21 protein-coding genes are annotated in these 16,795 nt (G+C 68.0%); 19 read left to right on the forward strand and 2 right to left on the reverse strand.

The genetic code is table 11. The annotated features are described in order from the left end of the window. Window positions 1–21 precede the first annotated feature (21 nt). From rplF to truA, 15 genes are all read left to right on the forward strand, one after another. Window positions 22–561: a 50S ribosomal protein L6 gene (rplF, locus tag ACIP89_RS10525; RefSeq protein ID WP_311303763.1), complete on the forward strand. Its 540-nt coding sequence runs from the start codon at window positions 22–24 to the stop codon at window positions 559–561. A gap of 3 nt (window positions 562–564) precedes the next feature. Next, complete coding sequence (rplR, locus tag ACIP89_RS10530) at window positions 565–948, forward strand: 50S ribosomal protein L18 (RefSeq protein ID WP_024491593.1); 384 nt, start codon at window positions 565–567, stop codon at window positions 946–948. A 47-nt stretch (window positions 949–995) separates the two neighbouring features. Beyond that, the gene (gene rpsE, locus ACIP89_RS10535; RefSeq protein WP_024491594.1) at window positions 996–1,595 is read left to right on the forward strand and encodes a 30S ribosomal protein S5; all 600 of its coding nucleotides are present in this window, start codon (window positions 996–998) and stop codon (window positions 1,593–1,595) included. Further along, window positions 1,595–1,777: a 50S ribosomal protein L30 gene (rpmD, locus tag ACIP89_RS10540; protein ID WP_024491595.1), complete on the forward strand. Its 183-nt coding sequence runs from the start codon at window positions 1,595–1,597 to the stop codon at window positions 1,775–1,777. Before rpsE ends, rpmD begins: the two co-directional genes overlap by 1 nt. A gap of 1 nt (window position 1,778) precedes the next feature. Further along, entirely contained in the window at window positions 1,779–2,234 is a 456-nt protein-coding gene (rplO, locus tag ACIP89_RS10545) for a 50S ribosomal protein L15 (protein WP_073732675.1), read from the forward strand. A gap of 224 nt (window positions 2,235–2,458) precedes the next feature. Continuing rightward, complete coding sequence (secY, locus tag ACIP89_RS10550; RefSeq protein WP_024491597.1) at window positions 2,459–3,778, forward strand: preprotein translocase subunit SecY; 1,320 nt, start codon at window positions 2,459–2,461, stop codon at window positions 3,776–3,778. After that, on the forward strand, window positions 3,778–4,437 hold the full coding sequence (locus ACIP89_RS10555) for an adenylate kinase (RefSeq protein WP_401923452.1): 660 nt from the start codon (window positions 3,778–3,780) through the stop codon (window positions 4,435–4,437). Before secY ends, ACIP89_RS10555 begins: the two co-directional genes overlap by 1 nt. A gap of 153 nt (window positions 4,438–4,590) precedes the next feature. Beyond that, entirely contained in the window at window positions 4,591–5,427 is an 837-nt protein-coding gene (map, locus tag ACIP89_RS10560) for a type I methionyl aminopeptidase (RefSeq protein WP_371776646.1), read from the forward strand. 172 nt (window positions 5,428–5,599) lie between these two features. Then, on the forward strand, window positions 5,600–5,821 hold the full coding sequence (gene infA / locus ACIP89_RS10565; RefSeq protein ID WP_014047798.1) for a translation initiation factor IF-1: 222 nt from the start codon (window positions 5,600–5,602) through the stop codon (window positions 5,819–5,821). 60 nt (window positions 5,822–5,881) lie between these two features. After that, complete coding sequence (gene rpmJ / locus ACIP89_RS10570; protein ID WP_003956441.1) at window positions 5,882–5,995, forward strand: 50S ribosomal protein L36; 114 nt, start codon at window positions 5,882–5,884, stop codon at window positions 5,993–5,995. 193 nt (window positions 5,996–6,188) lie between these two features. Continuing rightward, window positions 6,189–6,569 carry a 30S ribosomal protein S13 gene (gene rpsM / locus ACIP89_RS10575; protein WP_014047799.1) on the forward strand — a complete coding sequence of 127 codons (381 nt, stop codon included), beginning with the start codon at window positions 6,189–6,191 and terminating at the stop codon, window positions 6,567–6,569. A gap of 105 nt (window positions 6,570–6,674) precedes the next feature. Next, entirely contained in the window at window positions 6,675–7,079 is a 405-nt protein-coding gene (gene rpsK / locus ACIP89_RS10580; RefSeq protein ID WP_003956432.1) for a 30S ribosomal protein S11, read from the forward strand. A 137-nt stretch (window positions 7,080–7,216) separates the two neighbouring features. Beyond that, entirely contained in the window at window positions 7,217–8,239 is a 1,023-nt protein-coding gene (locus tag ACIP89_RS10585; RefSeq protein WP_024491600.1) for a DNA-directed RNA polymerase subunit alpha, read from the forward strand. A 250-nt stretch (window positions 8,240–8,489) separates the two neighbouring features. Continuing rightward, window positions 8,490–8,993 (forward strand): 50S ribosomal protein L17, encoded by a 504-nt coding sequence (rplQ, locus tag ACIP89_RS10590; protein ID WP_073732672.1) that lies wholly within the window; start codon window positions 8,490–8,492, stop codon window positions 8,991–8,993. Between the two features lie 90 nt (window positions 8,994–9,083). Continuing rightward, window positions 9,084–9,938 carry a tRNA pseudouridine(38-40) synthase TruA gene (truA, locus tag ACIP89_RS10595; protein ID WP_401923457.1) on the forward strand — a complete coding sequence of 285 codons (855 nt, stop codon included), beginning with the start codon at window positions 9,084–9,086 and terminating at the stop codon, window positions 9,936–9,938. Between the two features lie 22 nt (window positions 9,939–9,960). Here truA and ACIP89_RS10600 read toward each other — a convergent pair whose 3' ends face one another. Next, window positions 9,961–10,815, reverse strand: a complete 855-nt coding sequence (locus ACIP89_RS10600) for a hypothetical protein (RefSeq protein WP_402114225.1) — start codon at window positions 10,813–10,815, stop codon at window positions 9,961–9,963. A gap of 67 nt (window positions 10,816–10,882) precedes the next feature. Between ACIP89_RS10600 and ACIP89_RS10605 the strand changes: the two genes are divergently transcribed. The 4 genes from ACIP89_RS10605 (at window position 10,883) to glmM (ending at window position 15,737) form a co-directional block, all read left to right on the forward strand. After that, window positions 10,883–12,502, forward strand: coding sequence for an ABC-F family ATP-binding cassette domain-containing protein (locus ACIP89_RS10605; RefSeq protein WP_402114228.1), 1,620 nt, complete (start codon window positions 10,883–10,885; stop codon window positions 12,500–12,502). Between the two features lie 686 nt (window positions 12,503–13,188). Further along, window positions 13,189–13,632, forward strand: a complete 444-nt coding sequence (gene rplM / locus ACIP89_RS10610) for a 50S ribosomal protein L13 (protein ID WP_024490227.1) — start codon at window positions 13,189–13,191, stop codon at window positions 13,630–13,632. A gap of 44 nt (window positions 13,633–13,676) precedes the next feature. After that, window positions 13,677–14,213 (forward strand): 30S ribosomal protein S9, encoded by a 537-nt coding sequence (rpsI, locus tag ACIP89_RS10615; RefSeq protein WP_024490228.1) that lies wholly within the window; start codon window positions 13,677–13,679, stop codon window positions 14,211–14,213. A gap of 165 nt (window positions 14,214–14,378) precedes the next feature. Beyond that, window positions 14,379–15,737: a phosphoglucosamine mutase gene (gene glmM / locus ACIP89_RS10620; protein ID WP_401923464.1), complete on the forward strand. Its 1,359-nt coding sequence runs from the start codon at window positions 14,379–14,381 to the stop codon at window positions 15,735–15,737. 65 nt (window positions 15,738–15,802) lie between these two features. Here glmM and ACIP89_RS10625 read toward each other — a convergent pair whose 3' ends face one another. Beyond that, a complete protein-coding gene (locus ACIP89_RS10625; protein WP_402114231.1) occupies window positions 15,803–16,783 on the reverse strand; it encodes a DUF389 domain-containing protein in 981 nt (326 codons plus the stop codon). Window positions 16,784–16,795: the final 12 nt, after the last annotated feature.

Raw genomic sequence — 16,795 nt, forward strand, 5'->3', positions numbered from 1 at the left:
TCGGGAACGGAGGAAAAGCTCATGTCGCGAATCGGCAAGCTCCCCATCCAGGTTCCCGCCGGTGTGGACGTCACCATCGATGGCCGCACGGTCGCGGTGAAGGGCCCCAAGGGTTCCCTCTCGCACACCGTCGCCGCGCCGATCGAGGTCACCAAGGGTGAGGACGGCGTCCTGAACGTCGTCCGCCCGAACGACGAGCGTCAGAACAAGGCCCTCCACGGCCTGTCCCGCACGCTGGTGGCGAACATGATCACCGGCGTGACCACGGGATACATCAAGGCGCTCGAGATCAGCGGTGTCGGTTACCGCGTCCAGGCGAAGGGCTCCAACCTGGAGTTCGCCCTGGGCTACAGCCACCCGATCCTCATCGAGGCCCCCGAAGGCATCACCTTCAAGGTCGAGTCGCCCACGAAGTTCACTGTCGAGGGCATCGACAAGCAGAAGGTCGGCGAGGTCTCGGCGAAGATCCGCAAGCTGCGGAAGCCCGACCCGTACAAGGCCAAGGGCGTCAAGTACGCCGGCGAGGTTATCCGCCGCAAGGTCGGAAAGGCGGGTAAGTAAGCCATGGCATACGGTGTAAAGATCGCCAAGGGCGACGCCTACAAGCGTGCCGCCCTCAAGCGCCGCCACATCCGCGTCCGGAAGCACATCTCCGGTTCGCCCGAGCGTCCGCGCTTGGTTGTGACGCGTTCGAACCGCCACATGGTCGCTCAGGTCATCGACGACATCGCGGGCCACACGCTCGCGTCGGCGTCGACGCTCGACGCTTCCATCCGCGGCGTCGAGGGTGACAAGAGTGCCCTCGCCAAGCAGGTCGGGGCCCTGGTCGCCGAGCGCGCCAAGGCCGCAGGCGTCGAGGCCGTCGTGTTTGACCGCGGTGGCAACCAGTACGCCGGGCGGATTGCCGCTCTGGCTGACGCCGCCCGTGAAGCCGGGCTGAAGTTCTAAGCCCCGGTTCCTACGCACAGCGGACGTAACAGAGAGAGGTAATTCCAATGGCTGGACCCCAGCGCCGCGGAAGCGGTGCCGGTGGCGGCGAGCGGCGGGACCGGAAGGGCCGTGACGGCGCCAGCGCCGCCGAGAAGACCGCGTACGTCGAGCGTGTCGTCGCGATCAACCGTGTCGCCAAGGTCGTGAAGGGTGGTCGTCGCTTCAGCTTCACCGCGCTGGTCGTGGTGGGCGATGGTGACGGCAGCGTCGGTGTCGGATACGGCAAGGCCAAGGAAGTTCCCGCGGCCATCGCCAAGGGCGTTGAAGAGGCCAAGAAGAGCTTCTTCAAGGTTCCGCGTATCCAGGGCACCATCCCGCACCCGATCCAGGGCGAGAAGGCCGCGGGCGTTGTCCTGCTCAAGCCTGCTTCCCCCGGTACCGGTGTGATCGCGGGTGGCCCCGTGCGCGCCGTTCTCGAGTGCGCCGGCGTTCACGACATCCTGTCGAAGTCGCTCGGTTCCTCGAACCCGATCAACATCGTGCACGCGACGGTGGCGGCCCTCCAGGGCCTGCAGCGTCCCGAGGAGATCGCGGCCCGCCGCGGTCTGCCCCTTGAGGACGTGGCCCCGGCCGCTCTGCTCCGTGCCCGAGCGGCGGGTGTGTGATGGCGCGCCTCAAGATCACGCAGACCAAGTCGTACATCGGCAGCAAGCAGAACCACCGCGACACCCTTCGTTCGCTCGGGCTCAAGCGCCTGCACGACGTGGTTGTCAAGGAGGACCGCCCCGAGTTCCGCGGAATGGCTAACACCGTCCGCCACCTCGTGACGGTTGAGGAGGTCGACTGACATGGCGGAGAACCAGCCGCTGAAGGCCCACGACCTCCGGCCTGCCCCGGGCGCCAAGACCGCCAAGACCCGTGTGGGTCGAGGCGAGGCGTCCAAGGGTAAGACCGCCGGACGTGGCACCAAGGGCACCAAGGCCCGCTACCAGGTTCCGGAGCGCTTCGAGGGCGGGCAGATGCCCCTCCACATGCGTCTCCCGAAGCTCAAGGGCTTCAAGAACCCGTTCCGCACCGAGTACCAGGTCGTGAACCTGGACAAGCTCGCGACGCTCTACCCCGAGGGTGGAGAGGTCACGGTGGCCGGTCTGGTCGCCAAGGGCGCGGTGCGCAACAACCACCTCGTCAAGGTCCTCGGACAGGGCGAGATCTCCGTGGCGCTGCAGGTTTCGGTTGACGCCGTCTCCGGCTCCGCCAAGGAGAAGATCGCCGCCGCGGGCGGCACCGTCACCGAGCTGGTCTGAGACAACTCGGACACATAGGTGGCCTGAACATCCGACCGGGGATGCCTCTCATATGGGGCATCCCCGGTTGGTCGTTCCTAGGGGGGCATGTACGCCGGTAAGGTGGCGTCCGTTGCTGTGGTAAGCCCTGGACGCATGTCGTCCGGGGACCTTTGACTGTTACGTATTCGTCAATCCTCAAGACCGTCACCTCTACGCATTGCGCGGGGGTCGCAGGAGGCACCGTGCTCACCGCGTTCGCCCGGGCGTTCAAGACGCCCGACCTGCGCAAGAAGCTGTTCTTCACGCTCGGCATCATCGTGCTCTACCGGCTCGGGGCGCATATCCCGGTCCCGGGGGTGAGCTACGAGAACGTCCAGACCTGTGTTGATCAGGCAAGCAAGGGCAATAACAGCCTCTTCGGCCTGGTGAACATGTTCAGCGGTGGTGCACTGCTGCAGATCACGATCTTCGCGCTCGGCATCATGCCGTACATCACGGCCAGCATCATTCTTCAGCTGCTGACCGTGGTGATTCCCCGACTAGAGGCGCTCAAGAAGGAGGGGCAGTCCGGCCAGGCCAAGATCACGCAGTACACGCGTTATCTGACGGTCGCGCTCGCCATCCTCCAGGGCACCGGCCTGGTGGCCACCGCACGCAGCGGAGCGCTCTTCAGCGGCTGCCCGGTCGCCGACCAGATCGTCCCGAACCAGTCGCTGTTCACGACCATCACGATGGTCATCACGATGACCGCCGGCACCGCCGCCGTCATGTGGCTCGGTGAGCTGATCACCGACCGCGGCATCGGCAACGGCATGTCGATCCTGATGTTCATCTCGATCGCCGCCAGCTTCCCCGGCGCCCTGTGGGCCATCAAGACGAGCGGCAAGCTCGCGGACGGCTGGATCGAGTTCGGCACCGTCATCCTGATCGGCTTCGTGATGGTGGCCCTCGTGGTCTTCGTCGAGCAGGCCCAGCGCCGCATTCCGGTCCAGTACGCGAAGCGGATGATCGGCCGCAGGTCCTACGGTGGTACGTCCACCTATATCCCGCTGAAGGTGAACCAGGCGGGTGTGATCCCCGTCATCTTCGCTTCTTCGCTGCTCTACATCCCGGCCCTGATCGTCCAGTTCTCCAACTCCCAAGCGGCTTGGGCGACCTGGATCAAGGACCACTTCGTCAAGGGCGACCACCCGTACTACATCACCGCCTACTTCCTGTTGATCGTCTTCTTCGCCTTCTTCTATGTGGCGATTTCGTTCAACCCCGAGGAAGTCGCGGACAACATGAAGAAGTATGGTGGCTTCATCCCGGGTATCCGGGCTGGTCGACCTACTGCCGAGTACCTGAGCTACGTGCTCAACAGGATCACTTGGCCGGGCTCGCTGTACCTGGGTCTGATCGCTCTGGTGCCAACGATGGCGTTGGCAGGCTTCGGTGGCGCTAACCAGAACTTCCCGTTCGGCGGGACGAGCATCCTCATCATCGTGGGTGTGGGTCTGGAAACCGTGAAGCAGATTGAGAGTCAGCTCCAGCAGCGCAATTACGAAGGGTTCCTCCGCTGATGCGAATCGTCCTCGTCGGCCCGCCGGGTGCCGGCAAGGGAACGCAGGCTGCGTACCTTGCCAAGAACCTGTCGATTCCGCACATCTCCACGGGCGACCTCTTCCGCGCCAACATCAGCCAGGGCACCGCCCTTGGCAAGCAGGCCCGCGCCTACATGGACGCGGGCCAGCTGGTGCCGGACGAGGTCACGATCGGGATGGCCAAGGACCGGATGTCCCAGTCGGACGCGGTCAACGGCTTCCTGCTCGACGGCTTCCCGCGCAACGTGGGCCAGGCCGAGGCTCTTGATGTGATGCTCAAGGACGAGGGCGTAAAGCTGGACGCGGTTCTCGATCTCGAAGTCCCCGAGGACGAGGTCGTGAAGCGGATCGCGGGCCGTCGCATCTGCCGCAACGAGAGCGCGCACGTGTTCCACGTGACGTACAACCCGCCGAAGACCGAGGGTGTCTGCGACACCTGCGGCGGCGAGCTGTACCAGCGCGACGACGACAGCGAAGAGACGGTCCGCACCCGGCTGGAGGTCTACCACACGCAGACCGAGCCGATCATCGACTACTACAGGGCTCAGGACCTGGTGGTCACCATCTCCGCGCTCGGCAAGGTCACCGATGTGACCGACCGGGCCATGGAGGCGCTGAAGAAGTCCGACGAGGGCTGACAGCGAAGCCGTAGAACCCGTAGTACTTGTGCAGTCGGCCGCGGCGTCCATGGACGCCGCGGCCGACTGTTTGCGGCCGTATCGTGGACCCAGCGGGGCCGGCCCCGCAGGGCCGCCCCCGGCACCGTCATCCATGCAGAAAGGCGCCGCGCAATGGTGCAGATCAAGACCCCCGAGCAGATCGCGAAGATGCGTGAGGCGGGGCTGGTGGTCGCTGCCATTCACGCGGCCACCCGAGAGGCCGCCGTTCCCGGTGCCACCACGCTGGACCTGGACCAGGTCGCCCGCAAGGTGATCGACGAGCACGGTGCGAAGTCGAACTTCCTCGGGTACGGCGGATTCCCCGCGACGATCTGCACCTCGGTCAACGAGGTCGTCGTCCACGGCATCCCGGACGAGAAGACCGTCCTCAAGGACGGCGACATCATCTCCATCGACGCCGGCGCGATCATCGACGGCTGGCACGGCGACGCCGCGTACACGGCCTTCGTCGGCACCGGTCACGCTCCGGAGCTCATCGAGCTGTCCCGGGTGACCGAGGAGTCGATGTGGGCCGGCATCGCCGCGATGAAGGTGAACAACCGCCTGGTCGACATCTCGAAGGCGATCGAGTCCTACATCCGCCGCCAGCCCCGCCCGTCGACCGGCAAGTACGGGATCGTCGAGGACTACGGCGGCCACGGCATCGGCACCGAGATGCACATGGACCCGCACCTGCTGAACTACGTCGCCCGCAAGCGCGGCAAGGGCATCAAGCTGGTCCCCGGTGTCTGCCTGGCCATCGAGCCGATGGTGTCCCTCGGGACGGCCCGTACCGAGGTGCTGGAGGACGAGTGGACCGTCATCACCCCCGACGGCAGCTGGTCCTCCCACTGGGAGCACTCCATCGCCCTCACGGAGCAGGGCCCGCTGGTGCTCACCGCACCGGACTGCGGCCGCGAGAAGCTCGCGCAGTACGGCATCGAGGCGGCACCCGACCCGCTGGGGTGATTGAGGCCCACCAGGAGGTCTAAGGATCTCCGGCGCGGGGCAAACTTGACGGATTCGTCTTTTGGGGTCCGCTGACGTAGACTGACTCGTCGGCTCTCGTGCATCAGTGTGCCCGTATGTGCGCACACGAAGGCACGGAGCCGATCAAGGTAGCCGATTCGAAAGGCGAAGCGTGGCCAAGAAGCAAGGTGCCATCGAAATTGAGGGCACCGTGATCGAGTCTCTCCCTAACGCCATGTTCAGGGTGGAGCTCCAGAACGGTCACAAGGTCCTCGCGCACATCAGCGGGAAGATGCGGATGCACTACATCCGAATCCTTCCCGATGACCGGGTCGTCGTGGAGCTCTCCCCGTACGACCTGACGCGTGGCCGGATCGTCTACCGCTACAAGTAGATCTTGCCCACATCCCGCTGCGGCGGGGTGCTGGCACTGACCCGGAGAACCTGACATCCCATGAAGGTCAAGCCGAGCGTCAAGAAGATCTGCGACAAGTGCAAGGTGATCCGCCGTCACGGTCGGGTCATGGTCATCTGCGACAACCTGCGCCACAAGCAGCGCCAGGGCTGACGCACGACCCCCTGCATCTCGCAGACTTCGCGCGACGCACGTAAACGTACATACGCAGTGCCCGTCCAAGCCACGGCTGACGACACCTCCGGCGGGGGCCGGAGACCCGGGCGTACCACCGGCTCCGAGTGAGCGGTCGGCGGTCGGGAGCGGCACTGCGGAAGACCCCCGAAATAACAACTGGAGCCATTGAATGGCACGCGTTTCAGGTGTTGACATCCCGCGCGAAAAGCGCGTGGAGGTTGCCCTCACCTACGTCTTCGGTATCGGGCGCACCCGGTCCAAGGAGATCCTCGCCACCACCGGCGTGAACCCGAACACCCGCGTTCGTGACCTGGCCGAGGAAGACCTGGTCAAGATCCGCGAGTACGTGGACGCCAACCTCCGCACCGAGGGTGACCTCCGCCGCGAGATCCAGGGCGACATCCGCCGGAAGATCGAGATCGGCTGCTACCAGGGCATTCGTCACCGCCGTGGTCTGCCGGTGCACGGTCAGCGCACCAGCACGAACGCGCGTACCCGCAAGGGCCCGCGTCGCGCGATCGCCGGTAAGAAGAAGCCGGGCAAGAAGTAGTCCTCAGCGGACGCACTGCGAACGTCCGGTTCCCCGGGCATCCGCAGCATCCAGCGGTCTTCGCTGTAGGACCGATCACCTCCCCTCTCCATCTGGAGTAAAGACATGCCCCCCAAGGGTCGTCAGGGCGCAGCCAAGAAGGTGCGTCGCAAGGAAAAGAAGAACGTCGCTCACGGCCACGCGCACATCAAGAGCACGTTCAACAACACCATCGTCTCGATCACGGACCCCTCGGGCAACGTGATCTCCTGGGCCTCCGCCGGCCACGTCGGCTTCAAGGGCTCGCGCAAGTCCACCCCCTTCGCCGCGCAGATGGCCGCCGAGTCGGCCGCCCGCCGCGCGCAGGAGCACGGCATGCGCAAGGTCGACGTCTTCGTGAAGGGTCCGGGCTCCGGCCGCGAGACCGCGATCCGCTCCCTCCAGGCCACGGGCCTTGAGGTCGGTTCGATCCAGGACGTCACCCCGACGCCGCACAACGGCTGCCGTCCGCCGAAGCGTCGCCGCGTCTGATCCGTCACGGCCGGTGACGGCCGTGCGTCAGTAGCGTGGGTACGGGCGGTATGCCCCCTACGGGGGTGTGCCGCCCGTATCCTTGTTTCATCTGTCGGGCGTCAAATAGTGGTCGCCCACGACTGAAGGATTCACACATGCTTATCGCTCAGCGTCCGTCGCTGACCGAAGAGGTCGTTGACGAGTTCCGCTCGCGGTTCGTCATCGAGCCGCTGGAGCCGGGTTTCGGCTACACGCTCGGTAACTCTCTTCGCCGTACGCTCCTCTCCTCGATCCCGGGCGCCGCTGTCACCAGCATCCGGATCGACGGCGTTCTGCACGAGTTCACCACCGTGCCGGGTGTCAAGGAGGACGTCACCGACCTCATCCTCAACATCAAGCAGCTGGTCGTCTCCTCCGAGCACGACGAGCCGGTCGTGATGTACCTGCGCAAGCAGGGTCCCGGCCTGGTCACCGCTGCCGACATCGCCCCGCCGGCCGGTGTCGAGGTCCACAACCCGGACCTCGTCATGGCCACCCTGAACGGCAAGGGCAAGCTGGAGATGGAGCTGACCGTCGAGCGCGGTCGCGGCTACGTCTCCGCCGTCCAGAACAAGCAGGTGGGCCAGGAGATCGGCCGGATTCCGGTCGACTCCATCTACTCGCCGGTGCTCAAGGTCACGTACAAGGTCGAGGCGACCCGTGTCGAGCAGCGCACCGACTTCGACAAGCTGATCGTCGACGTCGAGACCAAGCAGGCCATGCGTCCCCGTGACGCCATGGCGTCGGCCGGTAAGACCCTGGTCGAGCTGTTCGGTCTGGCGCGCGAGCTCAACATCGACGCCGAGGGCATCGACATGGGCCCGTCCCCGACGGACGCCGCGCTCGCTGCCGATCTGGCGCTGCCGATCGAGGAGCTGGAGCTCACGGTCCGCTCGTACAACTGCCTCAAGCGCGAGGGCATCCACTCGGTGGGCGAGCTCGTGGCCCGCTCCGAGGCGGACCTGCTCGACATCCGCAACTTCGGTGCGAAGTCGATCGACGAGGTCAAGGCGAAGCTGGCCGGTATGGGCCTGGCGCTGAAGGACTCGCCTCCCGGCTTCGACCCGACCGCCGCGGCGGACGCGTTCGGCGCGGACGACGACGCGGATGCCGGTTTCGTGGAGACCGAGCAGTACTGAGTCGCCTCCGGCTGGGGTGCGTGGTTGTGCTGCGCGCCCCGGACCGGGCGAGGGCTTTGTCCTCAAGCGCCGGACGGGCTTGGTTTTGGCTCGTACGCGAGGGCTTTGTCCTCAAGGGCCGGACGGCTTGGATTTCGGGCTGATGTCCGATGACAGCCGTAAGGCTCGTAAGACTTCCGCGTGGCGACCGCCGCGCGGGAACTGACACCGGTACCTGATACGGCCGGTGCAGCACACAAGGAGAAATACCATGCCTCAGCCCGCCAAGGGCGCCCGTCTGGGCGGCAGCGCTGCGCACGAGAAGCTTCTTCTCAACAACCTCGCGAAGTCGCTGTTCGAGCACGGCCGCATCACCACGACCGAGGCCAAGGCCCGCCGCCTGCGTCCGGTCGCCGAGCGTTTCATCACCAAGGCGAAGAAGGGCGACATCCACAACCGTCGCCTGGTGCTGCAGTCGATCACGGACAAGGGCATCGTCCACACGCTCTTCACCGAGATCGCCCCGCGGTACGAGAACCGCCCCGGTGGTTACACCCGTATCACCAAGATCGGCAACCGTCGTGGCGACAACGCCCCGATGGCCGTCATCGAGCTGGTCGAGGCCCTGACCGTGGCGCAGGCTGCCACCGGTGAGGCCGAGGCCGCCACGAAGCGTGCGGTCAAGGAAGACGCGGCCAAGAAGGACGAGACCCCGGTCGAGTCCGTCGAGGACGCCAAGCCGGCCGCTGCCGACGAGGAGTCCAAGGACGCCTGAGCGTTCTGAGACCTCTGGACGGGCCCGCATCACCCTTCGGGGCGGTGCGGGCCCGTTCCGCTGTGTACGGATCTTGAAAGGACCGCTGGTGTGAGTGACGTGGTGGAGCCCGGTTTCGTACGGGTGCGGCTGGACCTGGCCTACGACGGCAAGGACTTCTCCGGCTGGGCGAAGCAGACGAGCCGGCGCACCGTCCAGGGGGAGATCGAGGATGCCCTGCGCACCGTGACCCGCTCCTCCCGGACGTACGACCTGACCGTGGCCGGGCGCACGGATGCCGGGGTGCACGCCCGCGGCCAGGTCGCGCACGTGGACCTGCCGGCCGGGGTGTGGGCCGAGCACGCGGACAAGCTGCTGCGGCGGATGGCCGGGCGGATGGCGCCCGATGTGCGGATCATGCGGATCGAGGAGGCGCCGGCGGGGTTCAACGCGCGCTTCTCGGCGCTGTGGCGCAGGTACGCGTACCGGGTGGCGGACCGGCCGGGCGGGGTCGATCCGCTGATCCGGGGTCATGTCCTGTGGCACGACCGGCCGTTGGACATCGACGCCATGAACGAGGCGGCGGCGCTGATGACCGGCGAGCACGACTTCGCCGCGTACTGCAAGAAGCGCGAGGGCGCCACGACCATCCGGACCCTGCAGCAGCTGCGTTGGGTACGGGACGAGGCGTCCGGGGTCATGACGGCGACGGTGCAGGCCGACGCGTTCTGCCACAACATGGTGCGGGCGCTGATCGGCGCCGCCCTGTTCGTGGGGGACGGGCGGCGCCCGGCCGCCTGGCCGGCCGAGGTACTGGCGGCCCGGGTGCGCGACCCCGGCGTGCACGTGGTGCGGCCGCACGGGCTGACGCTGGAGGAAGTGGCCTACCCGGCCGATGAGTTGCTGGCCGCGCGGGCTGTCGAGGCCCGTAACGTGCGGACGCTGCCGGGGGCCGGCTGCTGCTGAGCGGCCGGCCCCGGGCGGCGGGTCAGGTGGTGGGGGCGGTGGCCGCGGCCGAGGCCTGGACCTCGCCGCGGTGGCGGATCTGGCGGAACGTGAAGTCCGTCAGGTCGTTCCCCACCGCGAACACGTTGCTGTCGGCCTTGGTGACGCTCCTGCCGTTGGTGAAGCCGCCGATCGTGAAGTAGGCGTACCGGCCGTAGGAGTTGGCCGTACGGCGGCAGATGGCGCCGCCTCGGCAGAAGGTCGGAACGCCCGAGCCGCTCAGTGACGCGATGCCGCCGGTGGCCTGCTGGGCGGTCTTCTTGGCCTGGGCCTCGGTCTCGAAGACCGCCAGCCCGATCGTCACCGCCACGCCGCTGCGGCTGTAGGTGGCCCGGATGACCTGGTCACAGCCGTTGTTGACGAGGATCGAGCCGAGTGTGCCCTGCGTGGTGGCGGCGCACTTCGTCGTCCGGTTCGTGGCGCCCTTGGCGTAGACGCGGTCGCCCATCTTGAGCTGCTTGCCGGGGAAGAAGGCGTCCGCGCTGACGGGAGCCCGGTCCTTCTTCACGTCGGATATGTAGTCCTTCGGGTCCGGCGGTGGCGGCGGCTGCACCGCGGAGAAGGACGGCTCCGGCTCGGCCGTCTGGCTCGGCAGGTCCGTCGCCGACGGCAGCTGGCTCGCGTCCTTGCCCCCGGAAGCCCCGGTGCCGTCCTTGTCGGTCTTGATGACCGCCGTCGCCACGATCGCGGCGACGGCGGCGGTGGCCAGCGCGCCCCCGCCGATCATCAGCCACCTCTTGCGCCTGGTCCGCGCCGCGGACTGATCGGCCAGAGCCGACCAGTCCGGAGTACCGCTCTCCCCTGGCCCCCAGGAGGGCCCCCCTTGCCCAAAGCTCATGCCGCGAATCCTAGACGGAACAGAAACCGGTTGGGCCAGAGCTTCGCGGGCCGTGACAATGCTGTGTATGGGACATCTTGAAGCAGGCCATCTGGAGTACTACCTACCGGACGGGCGGGTGCTGCTCGGCGATGCTTCGTTCCGTCTGGCGGACGGCGCGGTGGTCGCCCTCGTCGGGGCGAACGGCGCCGGGAAGACCACGCTGCTGCGGCTGCTCGCCGGTGAGCTCCAGCCGCACGGCGGCTCGGTCTCGGTGAGCGGCGGGCTCGGCGTGATGCAGCAGTTCGTCGGCTCGGTACGCGACGAGCGCACCGTGCGCGACCTGCTGGTCTCCGTCGCCCAGCCCCGTATCCGCGAGGCCGCGCAGGCCGTCGACCGGGCCGAGGAGAAGATCCTCACCGTGGACGACGAGGCCGCGCAGATGGCGTACGCGCAGGCGCTCAGCGACTGGGCGGAGGCGCGCGGGTACGAGGCCGAGACCGTCTGGGACATGTGCACGACGGCGGCGCTCGGCGTCCCGTACGAGAAGGCGCAGTGGCGCGAGGTGCGCACGCTCTCCGGCGGTGAGCAGAAGCGGCTGGTCCTGGAGGCGCTGCTGCGCGGGCCCGACGAGGTGCTGCTCCTCGACGAGCCGGACAACTATCTGGACGTCCCCGGAAAGCGCTGGCTGGAGGAGAAACTGAAGGAGACCCGCAAGACGGTCCTCTTCGTCTCCCACGACCGGGAGCTGCTGTCCCGGGCCGCCGAGAAGATCGTCAGCGTGGAGCCCAGTGCGGCCGGCAGCGACGTCTGGGTGCACGGCGGCGGCTTCGCCACGTACCACCAGGCCCGCAAGGAGCGGTTCGCGCGCTTCGAGGAGCTGCTGAGGCGCTGGGAGGAGGAGCACGCCCGGCTGAAGGCACTCGTCCTGCGGATGCGGCAGCAGGCGGCGAACAGCCCCGACATGGCGAACCGGTACCACGCGATGCAGACCCGGTTCAAGAAGTTCGAGGACGCGGGCCCGCCGCCGGAGCCGCCCCGCGAGCAGGACATCAGGATGCGGCTGCGCGGCGGCCGGACCGGGATGCGGGCGGTGACCTGCAAGAACCTGGAGCTGACCGGCCTGATGAAGCCGTTCGACCTGGAGATCTTCTACGGGGAACGGGTCGCCGTCCTCGGCTCCAACGGGTCGGGCAAGTCGCACTTCCTGCGGCTGCTGGCCGGCGAGCCGGTGGCGCACACGGGGGAGTGGAAGCTCGGGGCGAGGGTGGTGGCCGGGCACTTCGCGCAGACCCACGCCCATCCGGAGCTGCTCGGCAAGACGCTCGTCGAGATCCTGTGGACGGAGCAGGCCAAGGACCGGGGCGGCGCGATGTCGGTGCTGCGGCGGTACGAGCTGGAGCGGCAGGGGGACCAGCCGTTCGAGAAGCTGTCCGGCGGGCAGCAGGCCCGGTTCCAGATCCTGCTCCTTGAGCTGGCCGGTACGACGGCGCTGCTGCTGGACGAGCCGACGGACAACCTGGACCTGGAGTCGGCCGAGGCGCTCCAGGACGGTCTTGAGGTGTACGACGGCACGGTGATGGCCGTCACGCACGACCGCTGGTTCGCGAAGTCCTTCGACCGGTATCTGGTCTTCGGCTCCGACGGGGTCGTACGGGAGACGGCGGAGCCGGTCTGGGACGAGCGTCGGGTGTCGCGGGCTCGCTGACGTGCCCTCGGCCGGGGGGTGCGGGTGCTTCGCCTGTGCGGGGGTGCGCCTGGTCCGGTGGGTGGGGGGTGGTGCCCCTCCGGGGTGTCTCCTCGGGAATGGCGTGTTCACCCGGCAACGCGGGGGACCCGGGTCGTACGCCATTCCCTGCGGGGACCCCCCTGCACGTCCCCACCCCTGCATCAGTCGCGTCTGCACACCGGCGAAAGTGCTGTCGCAGACGCGCGGCGGGCGGGTTCGGGGGCGTGCAGGGGCGTCCCCGCAGAAAAATGGCGTACTACCCGGCCCCCGCTACGTCTCCGGTCGCCACGCCAGTTTTTGAGGAGACGCCCCGGAGGGACCCCGAACCCCCACCCACCGGGAAGGCGCACCCCCGCGCAACGCGGAGCACCCCGCACCCACAGCCCGTCCGGCGATTGAGGACGGAACCCCGCGCCCCGAGGACCCCGCGCCCCCGGCCGAGGGCACCGTTTTGACCCGTCGGGGGCGTGGCAGGTACTCTCGGGCGTTGTTATACGTATTGGCTTCGTCGTTCTCACGCGAAGGGCCCTTACGTAGGTTCTCTGGAGCAGTTACCAGTGGCTCGCATACGGGCAGCGTCCCCGGCATTGTCAGCCCCAGCTGCATATCGCTTCAGAGGTGCCGTGTGTCTGGACCCCATCCACTGAAGAAGCGAAGGCTACGAAGTGCGTACGTACAGCCCCAAGCCCGGCGATGTCACTCGCCAGTGGCACATCATTGACGCCGAGGACATCGTCCTGGGCCGTCTGGCCACCACGGCTGCGAACCTCCTCCGAGGCAAGCACAAGGCGATCTACGCCCCCCACATGGACATGGGCGACTTCGTCATCATCATCAACGCCGAGAAGGTTCACCTCTCCGGCAACAAGAAGACCCAGAAGATGGCGTACCGCCACTCCGGGTTCCCGGGCGGTCTGCGCTCCGTGCGCTACGACGAGCTTCTCGCGAAGAACCCCGAGAAGGCTGTCGAGAAGGCCATCAAGGGCATGATCCCCAAGAACACTCTGGGTCGCCAGATGATCTCGAAGCTCAAGGTCTACGCGGGTGACCAGCACCCGCACGCTGCCCAGCAGCCGGTCCCGTTCGAGATCACCCAGGTCGCGCAGTAGTTCCGGCCTCCCCCTAAGACGTACAGAAAGATCTGAGGAGAATCGTGGCCGAGACCACTGCAGAGACGCCCGTCGAGGGCACCGAGGTCACCGAGGGCGAAGAGACCTTCGCCGAGGTGACCACCTTCGAGTCCGAGGTGCCCGTCGAGGGCGAGTACACCTCGGAGTCGCTCGTGGGCCGCTTCGGCGACCCGCAGCCGGCGGCCGGCCTTGGCCGTCGCAAGAACGCCATCGCCCGCGTCCGGATCATCCCGGGCACCGGCAAGTGGAAGATCAACGGTCGCACCCTTGAGGACTACTTCCCCAACAAGGTGCACCAGCAGGAAGTCAACGAGCCCTTCAAGGTGCTTGAGCTCGACGGCCGCTACGACGTCATCGCCCGTATCTCGGGTGGCGGCGTCTCCGGCCAGGCCGGAGCCCTGCGCCTCGGTGTCGCCCGTTCGCTCAACGAGGCGGACGAGGACAACAACCGCGCCACGCTGAAGAAGGCCGGCTTCCTCTCCCGCGACGACCGTGCGGTCGAGCGCAAGAAGGCCGGTCTCAAGAAGGCCCGTAAGGCCCCGCAGTACAGCAAGCGCTAAACCGCCTGCTCATCCGCGTTACACGTTCGCCCCGGCGGCACACCTCGTGCTGCCGGGGCGTTCGTTTATTGACAGCCTCGGGCATATAACGGCATAAGACGTTCATGCGCTCGTGGACTGGCTGGTCTGTTTTTTTGCGTTTCGGAGCACCTTCGGAGGACACCAGTGGGACGACTCTTCGGCACGGACGGCGTGCGCGGTGTCGCCAATGCGGACCTGACGGCTGAGCTCGCGCTCGGCCTGTCGGTCGCTGCGGCGCACGTACTGGGCGAGGTGGGCACCTTCGAGGGCCACCGGCCGACGGCCGTGGTCGGCAGAGACCCCCGTGCCTCCGGAGAGTTCCTGGAGGCCGCCGTGGTGGCGGGCCTCGCCAGCGCGGGCGTCGACGTCCTGCGCGTCGGCGTGCTGCCGACCCCCGCCGTGGCGTACCTCACCGGTGCGCTGGGCGCTGACATCGGTGTCGTGCTCTCCGCCAGCCACAACGCCATGCCGGACAACGGCATCAAGTTCTTCGCCCGCGGCGGCCACAAGCTCGCGGACGAGCTGGAGGACCGCATCGAGACGGTCTACGAGCAGCACCGCACGGGCGAGCCGTGGGCCCGTCCCACCGGCGCCGGGGTGGGCCGCATCAGCGACTACGCCGAGGGCTTCGACCGTTACGTCGCTCACCTCATCGGCGTACTGCCCAACCGGCTCGACGGCCTGAAGGTCGTACTGGACGAGGCGCACGGCGCCGCGGCCCGCGTCTCGCCGGAGGCGTTCGCCCGCGCCGGGGCCGAGATCATCACGATCGGCGCCGAGCCGGACGGGCTGAACATCAACGACGGCTGCGGCTCCACGCACCTGGAGCTGCTCCGGGCCGCCGTCGTCGAGCACGGCGCCGACCTCGGCATCGCGCACGACGGTGACGCCGACCGCTGCCTGGCCGTGGACGCGGCGGGCGAGGAGATCGACGGCGACCAGATCCTGGCCGTCCTCGCCCTCGCCATGCGCGACGCCGGGCAGCTCCGCAAGGGCACCGTGGTCGGCACCGTGATGTCGAACCTCGGCTTCAAGATCGCCATGGAGCGGGAGGGCATCGAGCTCGTCCAGACCGCGGTGGGCGACCGCTACGTGCTGGAGTCGATGAAGGACCAGGGCTACGCCCTGGGCGGCGAGCAGTCCGGCCACGTCATCGTCCTGGACCACGCCACGACCGGTGACGGCACGCTGACCGGCCTGATGCTGGCGGCCCGGGTCGCCGCCACCGGCCGTACGCTCGCCGAGCTGGCGGGTGTGATGGAGCGCCTGCCGCAGGTCCTCATCAACGTGCCGGACGTCGACAAATCCCGGGTCTCCACCTCCTCGGAGCTGGCCGTGGCCGTCGCCGAGGCCGAGCGCGAGCTGGGCGCCACCGGACGTGTGCTGCTGCGCCAGTCGGGCACGGAGCCGCTGGTACGGGTCATGGTCGAGGCGGCCGACATCGAGCAGGCACGCGCGGTGGCCGGCCGGCTGGCCGACGTGGTGAAGTCCGCGCTGGGATAGCCGGACAGCGGGACGGGGCTGAAGGGCGGAGCCGGGGGGCATGGGGCCGGCTCCGGGGGGTGCCCTCAGCTCCCGGAGCGCCGGCCCGCGGCCTGTCGCTCCGGGGGCCGTACCTTCGCACCCCGGTTGCGGGCCGCCCGCCACAGGGCCTTCTGGGCCAGCAGCGTCAGCGTCCCCGCCAGCACGATCCCGCCCAGGTTCGCCAGCAGCTGCTGCACGGAGCCGGTCATCTGGCCGTAGTCGCTGTAGCTGAACGCCACCGCCGCGTTGGCCGCGGCCGGCACGGTCGTCACCGAGATCGCGACCCCGATCAGCGCGCCGGACTTGGCCGAGGTGAGGGAGAGCGTCCCGGCGATGCCCGCGAGGAACGCGACCACGAATGACATCCAGTCGGGCTGCCAGATGAACGCGGTGTTGGGCCGCTTCGCCTCGATCATCCCCGCGTCGAACAGCCCGAAGACGTCCATCAGCCAGGCGAAACCGGCCGTCAGCACCATCGCCACCGCGAAGCCGCCGACCAGCGCCAGCAGCGAGCGCCAGACCAGCCGCGGAGCCCGCTGCACCAGCGCGGTGGAGATCCCGGCCAGCGGACCGAACTCCGGGCCCACCGCCATCGCGCCCACGATCAGGATCGCGTTGTCGAGCATCACACCGCAGGCGGCGAGCATCGTCGCCACCGCGAGGAACGCCACGTAGGTGATGCTGAACGTCGACTCCTCGTGGGTCGCCTCCGTCAGCTCCTCCCACAGCACCGCGTCCGCGCCCTCACCCGGCGCCTCCTCCTCGGCCCGGTCGGCGCGGGCGGAGAGCGTCAGGTCCATGTTCTCGACGGTGATCGAGCCGTGCTCGTCGAGGCCGAGCTCCCGCAGCGCCCCGATCAGCTCGTCGCCCGCCTCCCGGGCCACATCGCACAGCACCACGTCGCCCACCGGATCGCGGGCCACGCCGGGCAGCACGACGAGATGGGCGGTGCCGACGGTCCGCTCCAGCAGATCGGTCACCTCGTCCGTACGGCCGGCGGGCACGATCAGACGCAGATGCAGCACAACGGGCTCCTC

This window comes from Streptomyces sp. NPDC088730 (assembly GCF_044751215.1).
Classification (GTDB): domain Bacteria; phylum Actinomycetota; class Actinomycetes; order Streptomycetales; family Streptomycetaceae; genus Streptomyces.

Bases quoted from the DNA above. Each gene is read 5' to 3' on its own strand.
- ACIP89_RS10555 (WP_401923452.1), top strand. From the start codon at position 3,778: ATGCGAATCGTCCTCGTCGGCCCGCCGGGTGCCGGCAAGGGAACGCAG.
- rplQ (WP_073732672.1), top strand. From the start codon at position 8,490: ATGCCTCAGCCCGCCAAGGGCGCCCGTCTGGGCGGCAGCGCTGCGCAC.
- rpsK (WP_003956432.1), top strand. From the start codon at position 6,675: ATGCCCCCCAAGGGTCGTCAGGGCGCAGCCAAGAAGGTGCGTCGCAAG.
- ACIP89_RS10585 (WP_024491600.1), top strand. From the start codon at position 7,217: ATGCTTATCGCTCAGCGTCCGTCGCTGACCGAAGAGGTCGTTGACGAG.
- rpsM (WP_014047799.1), top strand. From the start codon at position 6,189: ATGGCACGCGTTTCAGGTGTTGACATCCCGCGCGAAAAGCGCGTGGAG.
- rpmD (WP_024491595.1), top strand. From the start codon at position 1,595: ATGGCGCGCCTCAAGATCACGCAGACCAAGTCGTACATCGGCAGCAAG.
- rpsE (WP_024491594.1), top strand. From the start codon at position 996: ATGGCTGGACCCCAGCGCCGCGGAAGCGGTGCCGGTGGCGGCGAGCGG.
- rplF (WP_311303763.1), top strand. From the start codon at position 22: ATGTCGCGAATCGGCAAGCTCCCCATCCAGGTTCCCGCCGGTGTGGAC.
- rplR (WP_024491593.1), top strand. From the start codon at position 565: ATGGCATACGGTGTAAAGATCGCCAAGGGCGACGCCTACAAGCGTGCC.
- ACIP89_RS10605 (WP_402114228.1), top strand. From the start codon at position 10,883: ATGGGACATCTTGAAGCAGGCCATCTGGAGTACTACCTACCGGACGGG.
- rplO (WP_073732675.1), top strand. From the start codon at position 1,779: ATGGCGGAGAACCAGCCGCTGAAGGCCCACGACCTCCGGCCTGCCCCG.
- ACIP89_RS10600 (WP_402114225.1), bottom strand. From the start codon at position 10,815: ATGAGCTTTGGGCAAGGGGGGCCCTCCTGGGGGCCAGGGGAGAGCGGT.
- map (WP_371776646.1), top strand. From the start codon at position 4,591: ATGGTGCAGATCAAGACCCCCGAGCAGATCGCGAAGATGCGTGAGGCG.
- rpmJ (WP_003956441.1), top strand. From the start codon at position 5,882: ATGAAGGTCAAGCCGAGCGTCAAGAAGATCTGCGACAAGTGCAAGGTG.